At 43.4% G+C, this 15165-nt stretch carries 6 protein-coding genes and 2 tRNA genes; all 8 read right to left on the reverse strand.

What is annotated here, in order from left to right; translation table 11 throughout:
- Positions 1 to 292: 292 nt before the first annotated feature.
- Positions 293 to 365, reverse strand: a tRNA-Arg gene (locus HXT38_RS04075).
- Positions 366 to 410: 45 nt separating this feature from the next.
- Positions 411 to 743, reverse strand: a complete 333-nt coding sequence (locus HXT38_RS04080) for an exodeoxyribonuclease VII small subunit (RefSeq protein WP_116971402.1) — start codon at positions 741 to 743, stop codon at positions 411 to 413.
- A 45-nt stretch (positions 744 to 788) separates the two neighbouring features.
- The gene (gene xseA, locus HXT38_RS04085; RefSeq protein WP_421792038.1) at positions 789 to 2264 is read right to left on the reverse strand and encodes an exodeoxyribonuclease VII large subunit; all 1476 of its coding nucleotides are present in this window, start codon (positions 2262 to 2264) and stop codon (positions 789 to 791) included.
- A 120-nt stretch (positions 2265 to 2384) separates the two neighbouring features.
- Positions 2385 to 2458, reverse strand: a tRNA-Lys gene (locus HXT38_RS04090).
- A gap of 326 nt (positions 2459 to 2784) precedes the next feature.
- Positions 2785 to 3882, reverse strand: a complete 1098-nt coding sequence (locus HXT38_RS04095; RefSeq protein WP_421791693.1) for a class C sortase — start codon at positions 3880 to 3882, stop codon at positions 2785 to 2787.
- A 93-nt stretch (positions 3883 to 3975) separates the two neighbouring features.
- On the reverse strand, positions 3976 to 5727 hold the full coding sequence (locus HXT38_RS04100) for a SpaH/EbpB family LPXTG-anchored major pilin (protein ID WP_421791695.1): 1752 nt from the start codon (positions 5725 to 5727) through the stop codon (positions 3976 to 3978).
- A complete protein-coding gene (locus HXT38_RS04105) occupies positions 5724 to 8675 on the reverse strand; it encodes a hypothetical protein (protein ID WP_421791697.1) in 2952 nt (983 codons plus the stop codon). Before HXT38_RS04105 ends, HXT38_RS04100 begins: the two co-directional genes overlap by 4 nt.
- A gap of 367 nt (positions 8676 to 9042) precedes the next feature.
- Positions 9043 to 14727, reverse strand: coding sequence for a S8 family serine peptidase (locus HXT38_RS04110; protein ID WP_421791699.1), 5685 nt, complete (start codon positions 14725 to 14727; stop codon positions 9043 to 9045).
- Positions 14728 to 15165: the final 438 nt, after the last annotated feature.

A 15165-nucleotide genomic window follows, 5' to 3' on the forward strand; every position in this document is an offset into this window, starting at 1 on the left:
CCACCTCGCTTGCTATAAGATGATTATGCAACGCAAGTTACGTAGGTTACGTGCGTAACGCAAGTACGCAACGCAATCGAACTATTCTCATAGCCTCTCGTGTTTGGCTGTACGGGCCAACCCCGTCGGTTCTAATAAGCGAGAATCTTACGAACACTCGCCGTTCTTCCGAAAACTCCCCGCCGATAACGGATCATCGCTTAAGTTAGAAATAATCTAACACTATCCCCTAACATTAGGAAGGATTTCGCAACTCGCTAATAATACGAACAAAGCAAACAAGTAATAAAAGTGCCCCGGATCAGAATCGAACTGACGACACCCACTTTAGGAGAGTGGTGCTCTATCCACTGAGCTACCGAGGCAACAAATGGCAATTATACACCATGGCGTGCCACTGCGGCGCGCGCTCAAGATTCAAGATTCGACTGCGTGCCGGCTGTAGCCGCCGTTGCCGACTGCTCCGCTTGTGCCGCGTCCAACTTAGCGCGAACAGTGGCAAGCAAACCTTGCGCGCGCTTTGCCAACGCCTCGCCAATCTCCCACTGACGCATGGACTGGTCAAGCGTCAAACCGCCAGCTTCCAACGCTTGAACCGCCTGAACCAGCTTTTCGCGAGCTTCTTCGTACGGCATCGCCTCAATCGCAGCGCGCTCTTCTTTCGTAAGAGTGCTTGCAAATTCTGTGCTTTCGTTACTTTCTGCCGCTACTTCTTCCGCTTTTTTCGTTACTTTCTCGCTCATATCTAACCTTTCGTTATATCTAAAATATTTAAAATATCTAAAAAATTACTTACTTGACTTTACGGCAGCAGACTTTCCGGCAGCCGACTTTACGTCAGCCGACTTTGTTTCAGACTTCTGCACGCCAGCTGACTTTCCGGCAGCTACTTTTGTTCCAGTCGACTTTGTTCCAGTCACCTTACCAAGAACCACACCGCTTTTAAGCGTAACTGTCATATCGTCGCCAACTTTCGCTAAAGCCGCGTCGTCAAGCACTCGCCCACCGCTGAGCTGCACAACAGCGTACCCGCGATTTAAAGCCGATTGCGGACTTAACGCAGTCAAGCTCGCGTGAGCCTTCTCAACAGTCAAGCTCGCATCGTCAAGAAGTCGCACCAAACCGTGACGCATTCGCTCAACAGCCTGCTCAACCAAGCGCTCGTGCGGTTCAAGCATAGTGCTCGGGCGCGTAAGGCTCGGGCGATTCGCATAACCTTCAACGAGGCGAATCTCATTGTCAACGCGCGCAGAAATTCGCATGCGCATAGTTTGCAACGCGTTATCAATAAGCTGCCACTGCTCGCGCACGTCCGGAACAACGCGCTTTGCAGCATCCGTAGGAGTCGAAGCGCGCATATCTGCAGCCAAATCAATCAGCGTCCAATCGTCCTCGTGACCGATTGCAGACACAATCGGCGTCACGCACGCAGCAGTAGCGCGAACCACGCCTTCATCCGAAAAACCAATCAAATCCTCAAAGCTACCGCCGCCGCGGGCAACGATAATAACATCAACCTCTGGGTCTGCATCGAGCTGCTTGATTGCGGCAATAATATCCGCCGGGCACTGCACGCCCTGCACGTGCGCGTGAACAACTTTAAAACGCGTAACAGGCCAGCGCAAATTCACGTTAGTAATAACATCGCCCTCTGCGCGAGCTTGAGGAGCACACACGAGACCGATGCACTTAGGAAATTCCGGCAGCGACACCTTATTCTCCGCGTCAAACAGGCCTTCGCCTTTAAGCTTTTTTCGCAACTCGTCAATTTGCGCTTTTAAGTCGCCGGCACCGACGCGGCGGATTTCGTCCGCAACGAAGCTTAAACGTGTGGCTTTCACCCAAATATCCGCCTTGCCGTGAACGACTACGCGGTCGCCCTGGCGAAGTTCGCGCGCCTGCTGCACGAAATTGCTGAAGCCCATTACGGAAATCGACACTTCTTCGTTGCTGTCGCGAAGAGTGATGTAGCCGGAAGATGCGCGGCGCATGTTAATTTCGACGATTTGACCCTCAATCCACGCTGCTGGCCAGCGTTCTACTGCACTGTGGAACTTTTGGCTTAAAACAGCAACAGGCCATGGATTTTCGGCAGTCGTGTCGGCGGCTTTCAAAGGAAGCTGGCGCGGCTGAGCTTGCTGCGGAGTAAGCGGTTGCGGCTGCTGCTCTACTGTTAGCTGCGACTGTGCTAAATTTAGCAGCGGTTGTTGCGACGGTTGCGGCTGTTCAAGATGGGCATCATCCTGGAATAATTGCGGCATCATATTTGACGAGGTCATGTTTCCAGCTTGACTGCAAAGAAGGACAAACGCGCGCTGCTGCATATGCATGACGGAGGGATTAGATATGAAAAAACCCAAGCGGTGAAGCTTGGGTTTTGTTTGTGCCCCCTCAGGGATTCGAACCCTGGACACGCTGATTAAGAGTCAGCTGCTCTAACCAACTGAGCTAAAGGGGCGTTGGTTATCTTGGCTCGTTTCGCGAACCGAGTAACTACTATACTCAGAATGAGAGCGTACGCAAGCCGGCGTGTCGCATTAGTGTATCGAGAAGCAGCACAGTGCGCTTCTCGATACACTAATGCGGTAGCGCTTGCATAATGCGTAAAGCCCAGTGGGCTTTACGCGCAAGCGCGCACACGATTGTGCTTTCTTTATTATCTTAAGAAAGCACAATCTGACGACCAACAATCCAATAAGACACCAGTACAATTGACTCGCTTTTCGCTTAATCGTAGCGCTCCAAACGTGCGCAGTCACAACGCTCACAGCACACACTCTCGCGCTACTTGCGCCGTAAATTACGCAGCATTTTGCGCGAAACCGCCAGCAAATGCCTGCCTTGCAGACTACTCACACCATTCTTCTTTCGCAACGACGCAACCAGCATCATCGCCATCAACACCGCAGACATCACCATCGATATCACAAACAGCGTCATCCACAGCGGCCACTGCATATGGTCGCCTGGCACGTTAGCAGGATCCGGCAGCACGCGATACCCCGTCACGAGCAGCCTGTGCGTGTTAATTCCATACGGCGTGCACGTAATCAGTGTCGCCAAGTCGCGCCCCTTTTCGCGCCGCAGCAAACGAATATCGTTCGGCTCCACCACATTTATGCGAAACACTCTGTACCGAAGAGTCTTGCCTTGCACATCAAAATAGAAGTAGTCACCTTTTTTCAGCGTGTTTAAATCATCGAACATCGTGGCATCCGGCATACCCGTATGCGCCGTCACAACAGTGTGCCTGCTTTTGCCACCCACCGGCAAATCCGTGCCGTACAAATGCCCCGCGCCCATTGCGAGAGTATCTTGAGTAGTCCCGTGGTAAATCGGCAGTCTCACGCCAATTTTCGGTATTTTCACGATGCCCATAATTCCCATCGGCTCACTAAGCACTTTTTCGTACTCTTTATATTCGGGAGTGTCCATGTAGTCGCTATTGCCGTTATACGGGTCCGCGCTAATAATCGCCTTGTGGCGAGCGTTGTATTCACGCGCTTTTCGCAAAATTTCCGCGCGATTTTCTTTAGGCTTTTCCTTATTTAATTTGTCGTACTCGATTGAGAGTTCCTTGGCAGCATGATTGTTGACCAAAGTAGAAACCACAGGATAGCTGAAACACAAAATGCCAATAGTAACAAGCGCAATTGGCTCAGCCAGCTTGCGAAGTGTGGACATTGGTTTTGGGGAAGATTGCTCTTGTGCGGATTGCGGAGACTGCTCTTGTCGCGATTGCGGAGACTGCGCAGTTTGCGAGCTTGCGGAATCCTGCGAGCTCGCTGAATCTTCCACACTTTTGGAGGACTTATTAGCGCGCATACGAGTCAGTCGTTTAAATAGCGCGCGAGCAGACTCTGCAAAATCAGCCAACTTCATAATTCCTCCAATAAATAAACAGGGAGCCGGGAAAGCGTTAGTTAACGCGCGCCCGACTCCCCATTTTCGTTAATGCTTAAAGAAAGGGATTAACTAAGCGCGGAGCTTAGCCTGCTCCTCTTCCTTCTTGCGACGACGCATGTACACAAAGAATCCGGAGCCAACGAAGCACATGCCGATAACTGCGAAGAGAATCACGCCAGCAGCACCGGTTTTTGGAAGAAGGTTAAACCATGAGTGTTGGCTATCGTCTGGAACGTCCTCAAACTCGAAGTTCTTGGTTTCATCAGTATCCTCAACCTTTACTGCAACAGCCTTAGGATTACGAATGTAGCCGGTTGGAGCAGCAGTTTCCACAACGTAGTACGTCTTACCGCGAACTACTGAATATTCAGCAGTCTTAGCATCAGTATTATTTGTTTCTTTCTCACCGAAATTAGTAGAAGCAGCAGAGCAAGCGGTATTCAAATCGTTATCTTTCTTTCCGTCGGTAATAGCCTGAGAGCACGTATTTGCACTAGTCTCATCAGCAAACAGCTTGAACTTTGCACTTCCTGTTGTAATTGGTTTTTTATCCTTTGCAGAAAGCTTCTGAATAGTAAACTTCGAGAACTTCACTTCCTTGTACTTTTTACCTTCAACAACGTCTGGATTACCAGTTGTGTGCGAAGGAATTAAGCCACCCTTGTTAATAACAATTTTGTTGCCAAGGGTTGTCGAATCAGCAAGAGTGAACTCCAAAGTAACAAATACCCTTACAACTTTGCCAGCGTTATTGTTAGCAGCTGTAGCAAGCGCAGTCTTACCGTCATTAGTGAAGGAGATAGTAATCTTCTTGCGTGTAGTATTATCGGTTGTATCCGTAAAATCTTCTGGACCGCTAACGGTGTAGTCAGTAGTAGGAAGCGTCGTATCACTCTCTACAGGTGCTTCGCCGGTTCCAAGTTGTACCTTTGTAACTACGTTTTCATAAGTTGTGAAGTAGTTAGCAGGAGCGAGATCGACTACAGAATAGCCGTTAAAATCAGTGTCAGCAAGATCAGCAGTGGTTTTTCCAGCCTCAGGCTTCTCCTTTATCTTGTCAAGCTCAGCGCTAATGGTGTAGGAAATCTTATCGCCAGCGCCAACAGTCTTAGAAGTATCCGCAGTCTTCTTAACGCTATCGCTCAAATCCTTGTTCTTTGGATCCGCGTATGGAGCATAGTTGTAGACTACTTTACCATCAGTACCCTTTTCAATCCTTGGGATTGTCATATAGAATGGCTTTGATTCGGCAGCGGAATGGTTCTTTGGAACTGCTGTTTCTGTAATTTGGTACAAGCCGATTCCAAGACTTTCGAACTTTGCAACGCCATTAGCATCAGTATTTTTTGGAGAACCAGTAACATCTTCAGTGGTTAATCCAGTAGCAGTACCCTTATTAAAACCATCAATCTTATTGGCTACCTTAACCCAATCGGCATACTTGGTTAAGTCAAGTTTATCCGTATCACTTGCATTAAGCTTCGTCACCTTTTTTACAGTGAACCCGGCATCTTTTACAGGAGTTTTCTTCAACTGCTTTTTATCAGCGCCAACCTCATCTTCCCACTTGTAAATGGTGATAGAGCCAGTCTTTGTTGAAGCTTCAGTACCAAGCTCCCACGGCGCTTTTCCTGACTCCACAGGTTGGGATGGATTACCAAGACCAGCAACACCACCTTGAGATTGACCACCACCATGATTCACAGCAGGCTTGCTAGCCCACGCAACGCTGGACACTGTCACAGCCCCCGCCGCGCACAGCGTCCCAGCCATTGCGAGCGAGGCGAATGCGGCGACGCATCGTTTTGTGAAATTATTCATTTCTTCTCCTTTATTTCAGTGCCCTTGCGAGCAGATACTTCAGTGCCCTTTTGAACAGCTATTTCACTGACCTTTTGAGCAGAATTTTGGTATACAAAATTTTTCATAAATGCGCGCCCCCACTGTGTTTGGTCGAGAGCAAACGCAAGAACCATAAGACTTGTGAAAATCGTTGTAGCAACGCTAAGAATCATGTTCCAGCCGGCGAATCCCGTCTTTGGCAGTTTAAAAGGCTCAACAACGTGAATTTTGACCGCGGTCATCGTCCAGTCCTTGCCTTTTTCGAGACCAGCGACGCCGTTAAGAAGAGTATCGCCATTTTGTACGGAAGTTGCGCTACCCACTTTATTTGTATAAGCAGCAAGCGCAGTCGGCTTCAACGCATACACAACGCATTGATAATCGCCCGTTTCTTTAGGCGCACCGCCAATAATCGAATCCGTGCGTTCGACTGCATAGAATGGATTTTCTTCATCCCAATCGCTAGCTTCAACGTCTCGTCTAAATAGGGTACGACTTGCATCACACGAAGCTGAATTATTCTTGCACTTTTCAAGTTCAGCAACAGTTTTAATATGATCCCAATTATGAATTTGGTTCTCCGTAGGAGCAGTCAAGCCATTAACGCTACTAGACCAAACACCCACACCACTAGAGCTATTAGCGTTAACAGAGCCGTCTTTGCTAGCTTTGCTATCTTTGCTAACCTTAGTGCACAAAACTTTCAGCGAAATTTTCTTACCCACTTCACGCAATGACCACGCATCAATATACGGATTCAAAAAGCGCATTCCGCGCATCATTGTGATGCCCTGGTCTGGATCTACATCACCATAATCGTCGTTTTGCGAGTCAGACTCACCATCAGCAGAAGCTTTTTCGGTCGTCACACGTAACTTTAAATCATCATTATTAATCCGTGGAGAATTATTGACCGAGACTTTCAAATAGATAGGCTTACCTTCGTTACTAGAATCTTCATCCTCTGAAGAGGAGCCATCAGGATAATGCGCAACCACTGGCACATTGTAATGCCCTGTTTTAATCCAAGTGCTCATTCTTACAGTAATTTTTCCGTACACTGCACCGGAAGCATCACTACTATCTTCTCCGACTTCACTCCCAGCTTTGGTAGGTTTGTTACTTTGATCAATGTTATCTTCATCAATAAATGAGGCCCAATCAGGAACTGGATGCTCAGAATCATTTTTATATGGCTTTATTTCAAACCAAGTTCCGTCAGGAAGATTACGAGTTCTAGCTAACTTCTTACTGCAATTTTCGCCAACTCCACACTGGTTAAGCGGCACAATAGAAGTCGCATATTGACCTGGAAGAGTATTAATTCCATCACCATAATTAGGCTGATAATAGTAAGACATTTTGCGAACAGTAATGTTCAAAGTCTTAGCTTCCCAAGTAATGCCTTTACTTGACTTAAACAAATTTTCTGACTTTAGCGCAGAATCAATTTCATCAATCTTATTGTGTTTTTCTGCAGCTATTTGATCAAACTTCTTTACTAAAGCATCATCTTGCTTGTCTTGCGCGCCGTCATCTTTAACAGAATTTCTTAAAGCATAAACTTTGCACACAAAATCACCGGTTTTCTTTACAGTTCCCTTAAACTGTCCTACTGTACGCTCATTTACTCGCTTAGGTTCAAAATTCGGATGTGTTTTAACATACTCGTTGTACACGTAATCGTCATAAAGTAAATCATCCATCTTGCAGCCATTAGCAGGATCATCAAAGCACTTCTTTTGCTGATCGTAACTGGCATGCTTCCAAACTGTTACGTTAGCATCTTGTTTTAATTCAAGCCCGTTAATTCCACCAGACTCGTATTTTCCATCAACAGGATTTCCATTCTTATCTTTCTTATAGCAAATCACACGCTGATTAATATTGCCTATGCCAAAATGCGCAGAAGCATCAAAAGTGGTTTTCTTAACCTCTTGACCAGCCAATAACACTAAATCTGAGTTATCAGATTGTCCATATTTCAAATCTTCTTTGTCTTTGCTAATTATTGAAAGTTGTAAATCACTATCGTGAGGATCAAATCGCGTAACAACTACATTTGCATAAACAGGCGAAGGCTTACCACCTTTGCTATTTCCAGCATTTGCATCATCGGAAGTAGATTTTCCATCTGGATAGTGCACAATTACATGCACTTTGTAACGACCTGCTTTAGTCCACCTATTTGGACGGAAAGTTATAACGCCATAACTTTTTGAATTATCGGATGGAATAGCTTTCGTTTCCTTGCACTGTTTATTATTGGCTGACGCATCATTGGCTACAGCGCATTGCTCGCCTTCAAAATTAGCCCACTCGTACGCGTCTTCTTTATCATTTGCATCTGGCTTAATTTCAAACCGCGTACCAACAGGAAGATATCCACGCTTAATTTTCCTATTGCCGTGAATTGGCTTACTCCTAGGAGCGCCCGACTTATTGTTTGCACTTGTAGAAAGATTTCCAGCAACAATATTCAGAGTACGTAAATACTCAGGATTATAGAATTGCGCTCCGTTTTCGGTAGTGTTGGTAGAACTTCTGTCACCGTTCGAACCAGTTTGCGCGGCTTCAGCAGCGTTTTTAGCTTTTTTATTTTTACTGTTTTGATCAGCTTCTTTATCTTTATTGGAAACTTCGTTCTTAGGATTTGTATTAGCCGTTGCGGAAGTATGTTGTTCAAGATTACTAACAGGTTGCTGCTCAGCTTTTTTATCAGACTTATGTTCGTCTTTATTCTTAAGCTCTTGATTACCATTAATCTCAGCACTCTTCGAGGTCTTAGGCGTTGTTTCTTCGGTTGAAGCACTCGACGGAGTGATAGGCACAATCGCGAGAGTTGCTAGAGTCAGCACGCAGGACGTGAAACCGCAAATTACGCGCATAATCTTAGAAAGACTGTTACGACGACGCTGCGGAAACATCTCTAATCACCTTCGTTAAGTTCAAACTCTCAAAATTTGTGTAGTCATCATTACAAAATCAGAAACCACACAGCACTGCAAAACCTCTCTTAATTGCAGCCACAGTTCTTGCAACTATACCCCCCCCAAGGCAGATTTCAACCACTATTTAAGATTTAAAAGATTTTGCGAAAAATATCTAAAATTACGTTATTTTAACCTTAAAATTTATGGAGCAATTAGAATATTCGCAATATATTACATACAACAAAATATGGGTTATTCAGGTTATTCCACAAAATATATTACATACAAAAAGAGCACTCCCACCTTACTAGAAGATGAAGAGTGCTCTTTGTTTATTTACTTTTTTACTTATTTTGTTTATTTACTTGCTTGCGTGCGCATGACGGCTGCGAGTTTTAAACGTTACAGCACCACTTGCAAGCAACACCATAAACGTCACAACCATACCAATCACACTGCTACCAGTCATCGCCAAATCAGAAGTCATCTTCTTGGCGGCAGCCTTCTCCTTTTCAGCAGCCTTCTGCTTTGCAGCACTTGCGTTGCCATTGGCAGAACTTGCGTTGCCATTGGCAGCAGCATCGCCGGATGCAGCACCTGCGTTGGCACTTCCGCTGGAGGCATTTCCGTCTGTACCAACGTAAGTAGTGCCAGTAAATGTGCCGAATCCAGAACCAGCACCTAATCCGTTACCAAATCCAGTACCAAGCCCGTTGCCGAATCCAGTACCAGAATGAAGCTCCGAATACTTCAGGTTAATCTCTGCAACTGTTTCATCGAACGCTGTAGCATTCTCAGGAACAACCCACACGTTAGCCCAAGCAAGCTGCTCACCTTTATCGTTAAGCAAAACAATCGTATGCTTACCGAAGTAGCCAGCTGGAATCACAACATTAAACTGAGGTTGACCATTCTTATCCAAAGTTACTTTCACATACTTAGATCCATCTGCGCCCTTCAATAACACAGGCGAAGAATACATGTAAGCATAAGCGTAAGCAACCTTGTTTTTCTTAAGTTCCTTGATGAACTCACTCGTAGCAGAAGAGACCTTAGTCTTGTGAGACTTAGAGCCAGCATCACCCTTAGCATGATCCATGCCAGCGAAATACAACTTCACAGGATTGCTCTTACCAGCACGAACAACATTATTCATATGTTCACCAGCAACAAGGCTTCCCTTAAGCGACTGATCTAGCTTTGCGGTAGACTCAGGAGCTTTAGGTGCTGGAGTTGAGGCGGAAGGAGGATTGACAGTTACAGAGGAGGAACCATGATCGTTTCCATGACCATCATTCGACTTCTTTTCAACGAAGAATTCTGCGGAAGTATTCTTCGTTGCAACGTTACCAGCATAATCAACAGCTTCAACTCTGATTGAGTGCTTTCCGGCAGAGAGTGAATTGAAATCAACATCTACCTTCAGTGGATTCTTCAGATCTTTCAGATCGGCAAAAGTAGCATCGTAAGGATTGTTCTTACTCAGCTTAATATCCGTTTCTTTAAGATCATTATTTGCATGATTTACTTCTTTACCATCAATACTCACTCGCAATAACTTCAAATGATCATCTTTAGCTGTTACAGAAATCTTACGATTTGCTTCAACACGATCATTGTCCTTTATTCCAAGTGTCACAGAAGGAGCATCCTTATCAACAACAACAGGAGCACGACCATACAGTGCGCTAGACATCTGATCGATGGCTTGGATTAACACAAACTCTCCATTTTTAACTTCAACATCTCTATCGAAGCTCTGAGCATTAGTTTCTTTGCCTTTAGAATCAGTACTGAAGTTGTCTGAAGCAATAAGATTATTAATCTTAAGAGTATAGCCAGCAAAATCATCACTAATAACACCCTTGAATTTCACAGTATCTTTATTAGTGAATATTCTGTCGCCATACAACTTTGGAGTACTAAACATTACTTCTGGAGCTTGTCTGTCGAAATAGAAAGCAACCGGAGTGTCTAATACCACATCACTTCCCTCTTTGACAATCATCCTAAAGTCATTTATTCCAGGATGCATTGGCAGAGTTACCGTGAATGCAGAATCAGCATTCGCATTAGTGGACTTAGTGATTGTTGCAGCTATAGGATCAAAATCCTCATACCCCGAACCATCATCTTTAACTCGATTAGCTTTTGTAAATAGCATTTCTGTAGCTTTGCTACTTACTTTGCCTTTTGCAGTAAATGAATCGAGCGAAGTACCACTATCTCCAGGAACAATCCAGTTGTATGATCCTATTCCGTTAGCATTACTCAGTGAAATATTATAAAGCTTTGCCTTTGTCTTTGTTGGCATAACGCGATTAGCAAAACCTACATCCTGAGTAGTTGTGTTAACTCCATCACTAGCAACCAAAGTAATTGAATATGTACTAGCAGATGGAATAACTTTTACAGTAAATGAGCCATCAGAACCAACAGTTACAGGCTCTTCCACTTGTTTAGCCTGAATTTCACCATCAATAACCTCATCTTTATTATACTTGAGAGTAAGCGTGAGATTCTGCTTTGGAGTAGTTTCGTCCTTAACTTCACCTTTAACTTCTACTGCACCAGTTTGGTCAATTGTTACATTCCCATTATTATCTGCATTAGTTAGTTTAATTGTTGGTGACTTTTCATCGAAATTAGTTGCAAGAGTTTCAACTACTTCTTTACCATCAGAACCTTTTGCTTTAACTTTTATTGTATTAGCACCTTGTTTAATAGGGGCAGTAAAGCTAAATTCAGAATCATCTGTCTTAACAGCTAATTCTTCTTCTGCTTCGGTTCCTGATTGAACATAAGCTTTCACATCCTTGCAACCATCAGCAACACGTCCAGAGATTTCGATGCTGTATTTATTCACACCGTTATCTTTTTTAGTAGTGACATCCTTAATGCCAATATTCTTAAGATTAACCTCATTATTTATGAGAATCTTTTTATTAGCAAATGCCTTAAACACTTTGGAAGTATTGGTTTCATTGAAACCGCCATCATGCAAACTGACATTGACGTAATAAGCATCCTTACCTACATTAACTTTGCAAGTGCGAGTATAGCCATTTGCGTCATGAGTTTCGCTGCAGTCCTTCTCATCAACCTTGACATAATCACTGTTACCATTAACTTTTACACCTGGATCACTCAACGTTTCACTTAACTCATCATGAGCTGTAATGGTGATTTTACCATCATTATCAGGTTCGCTAATTGTAACGGTTGGAGCTTTAGTATCAAGGTTAAAATGCATATCAGTCGTCTGGCACATATCCTTAGTCAAGCAAGCTTTTACTCGATAAATATATTTGCCATCAGGAAGTTTCTTATTAAAATGCGCAATATCAGTAGATGTCTTATCATAAATAGTTCCATCAAAATCAATAGAACTATTTAATGCTCTTGGATCACGTAATAATTCTGAGAAATTAGAACGAGAAACGTCATGTTCCTCTCCTACTTCTGCAACAGTCTTACCAGAATTATCCAAAACAGAATACTGTATTAAACTTGCATTACGGAATAATGCTAATGATGGTCGTATCTTATCGAATAACTCATCACCATTTGGAGAAAATTCTAAATGACCAGGAGCTTCATCATTAACTTGCACATCACCAAAATAACTTTCGGCAATCAGCGAAGTAGTCATATTAATTGCATTTTGAAGATACTCTTCGCCAGGCTTTACAAGAATTGGTTCCTTATCCCAATTGCCAACAAAGCCAAGATATGGAACAGCCAAATCTGGTTCCCCAGAAGTCTTTGAAGTAAAACGCGCCCAACCTTCAACATAATGGTCGCGAGTCACGTCTGGAGTTAATGTAAACTCTACTTCCTTTTCTGACTTAGGATCTACTGTAACTGTATTAGTCGAAGAAGCTAATGTTTCTGAGCTAATAGAGGTAGTAGTTTCTGCATTAGCATTATTAGATTCATTAACAACATTTTGTTTAGGAACTTCATAAGTTACAGCCTTATCTCCATAATTATGCAGTTTAACAGTGAACTTACGATCTCCATTAACCTGGCGTAGAGCCACGTACGAATTGCCATTGACTGTTGCAATCACGTTAGTAGCAACAGCTTTATCGACCTGAGCTAAGCCAGCGCCGATTTGACGAGGAGCAAATGGTACATTGCTGGAATTATTGAGAATCTCAGCCGTATTCATCAAGGCTTGTTCAACACGAGTAGCACGATCTTTTGGAGAAAGCTTAGGGAAACGCTTCATATAGCTTTCCATCACCAAAGCTGAAAGACCGGAAACGTTTGGAGCAGCCATAGAAGTACCAGACATATTAGTGTACTTGTTGTTGTTCTGAGTAGACCACACGTTACCGCCGATGCCAGCAATATGAGGCTTAAAATCAAGTTCTGGCGTTGGACCCCAAGAAGTAAAGCTAGAAGGATGCAACTTATCAGGATTTGCAATGCCCATTGTCTTATCAGAGAAGGAAACCTTAACTGTACCACTTGCGTTAGCTTTGAGTGCATCAACAATCTTTAAAGCATCTTCACGACGAATTGATGCTCCAAAGCATGTGAACTTATCAACTCCAGCCATGCCGAGGAACTGTGCCGAATCGCCAGCTTTGTTATAAACGATTACACCATCAGCACCCTTATCAATAGCATTCTGGAATTTTTCACTAAATGCTATTGCGCCACGTTCAACTAAAGCGTACTTTCCGTGAAGATTCAAATCCTTAACTTCATCTTTTTTGCCAAGACCGATATTCACAATCTCATGTTCTTTACCATCAGCTTTTCCTGAGGCTATAGAGTAAGGAATCTCAGTTGTCTTATTAGCTTTATCCGTATATGAACCAGCGGTTTGAATAATATAAGAATTTTCTACAGAAGCAACGCTGAAAGCAGAAGGATAAGAAGATGGCGAGCCGAGAGTTGCATCATCCCACTTTCCTAATGCATCATTAGTTCCTCCAGATGTAGAGAAGCTTAAACCGGAGTTTCCTGCAGAAATAACTGGAAGCACACCAGCTTCGCGAGCCTTCTTTAAAGCGAGAGATGTAGCGTTAGAAGTTCCACCAAAACCGTTATCTGAGCCGAGAGACATGTTAATAACGTCTGCATGAAGCTTTACAGAATCCTCAATTGCAGCAACTATATCAGCATCACGAGCTCCGTGCGCTCCCGGCTTATTTGAAAATACTTTCATTGCAAGTAGCTGAGCATTTGGAGCAATGCCGTTAATATGACCGTTTTTATCAGCTGGCTTATTCTCATCATCACCATTAGCTGCCACAATACCAGCTACGTGCATGCCATGCTGCTCTGCACCACTATCTGTAATAGTGTAGTTTTCATCAGCATAGTTGAATCCAGCAGGAACTTTATTGGTGAACTTTACACCATTAGACGGGAATGTCTTCTGAATCTTACGAGCTTTTTCAGCTTTGAAATCAAGCTTCATATCATGGTGACTTGGATCAATACCAGTGTCGATGATAGCCACAAGCATTCCAGTTCCATCAAGTCCACGCTTCTTAAATTCTTCATTTACACCCTGCAAACCGCGAGCATAATTTTCAAGAGGATAATACAAACGTTCTTTTGCAACAGAAGCTACTTCATGTTCATGACGTAAAGCCGCAACTTTGTTAGCTGGTAATGTTGCTTCAAAACCATTCATCAGGTAACCAAATTGGCGACGTACTGTCATGCCATATTTTGAAGACCATTTTCCAATAAGACGATTCTGGTCAACTTTATTACTGTCTTCAGCTTGTTCCGAAGGAAGTTTTGGCTGTTTCTTCAAAGTAACGATAACAGTAACAGGCTTATTAGAAGTACCAGTCCTATTAAATGGATTATTAACTATTCTGCTAACAATCTTAGGATCAAGATATTTAGTAGTTTTATTCTTCTTATTCTTATTCTTTTGATTTACAACTTGTGCGAGATTATTGTTCTCAGCACTATTGTCTTTAGCATTTGCTGTACCAAGCGGTACCATAAGCGTCGCCGCAGCCACGCCTAATGCTGCTAAACGAGTCAGATATGACGTTCGTTTGAACTTCATAAACATACTCTCCTTCAAAATGGTGGTTGTTATCCCGGAAAATTTCGGTTCTAGCTATAACAAACTCAAGCCAGCTGACAAAATCTTTCATACTGACTGCCAAAATCTTTCATACGGGTGTAAATATTTTTGTTACGCTGGTTTGAATCATTTCCGCTAAATATCGCACAAGAGGCATACCCCCCCCCCATGCAAACAGCAAGCAATGGTGCATTTTTGCAAGTGCAACAAAATATTTTTCATATACTCTAGCACTTGTTTAAAGAGAAAAAATTTTTTTGACTTGTTAATTTAGCAAATAAAATTTGAAAAATTTGTATTTAGGATAGGAAAATGGCTAAATTACGCCATTTTCTCGCAAACACCTTTCCGCAAGTAACATGTAAAAAATCTGTAGTTAACATATAATTTACAGAATTTTTCAACAACCTTGCATTT

Source organism: Gardnerella sp. DNF01157 (assembly GCF_049244225.1).
Lineage (GTDB): Bacteria > Actinomycetota > Actinomycetes > Actinomycetales > Bifidobacteriaceae > Bifidobacterium > Bifidobacterium leopoldii.

Bases quoted from the DNA above. Each gene is read 5' to 3' on its own strand.
- HXT38_RS04110 (WP_421791699.1), bottom strand. From the start codon at position 14,727: ATGAAGTTCAAACGAACGTCATATCTGACTCGTTTAGCAGCATTAGGC.
- HXT38_RS04105 (WP_421791697.1), bottom strand. From the start codon at position 8,675: ATGTTTCCGCAGCGTCGTCGTAACAGTCTTTCTAAGATTATGCGCGTA.
- HXT38_RS04100 (WP_421791695.1), bottom strand. From the start codon at position 5,727: ATGAATAATTTCACAAAACGATGCGTCGCCGCATTCGCCTCGCTCGCA.
- HXT38_RS04080 (WP_116971402.1), bottom strand. From the start codon at position 743: ATGAGCGAGAAAGTAACGAAAAAAGCGGAAGAAGTAGCGGCAGAAAGT.
- HXT38_RS04095 (WP_421791693.1), bottom strand. From the start codon at position 3,882: ATGAAGTTGGCTGATTTTGCAGAGTCTGCTCGCGCGCTATTTAAACGA.
- xseA (WP_421792038.1), bottom strand. From the start codon at position 2,264: ATGATGCCGCAATTATTCCAGGATGATGCCCATCTTGAACAGCCGCAA.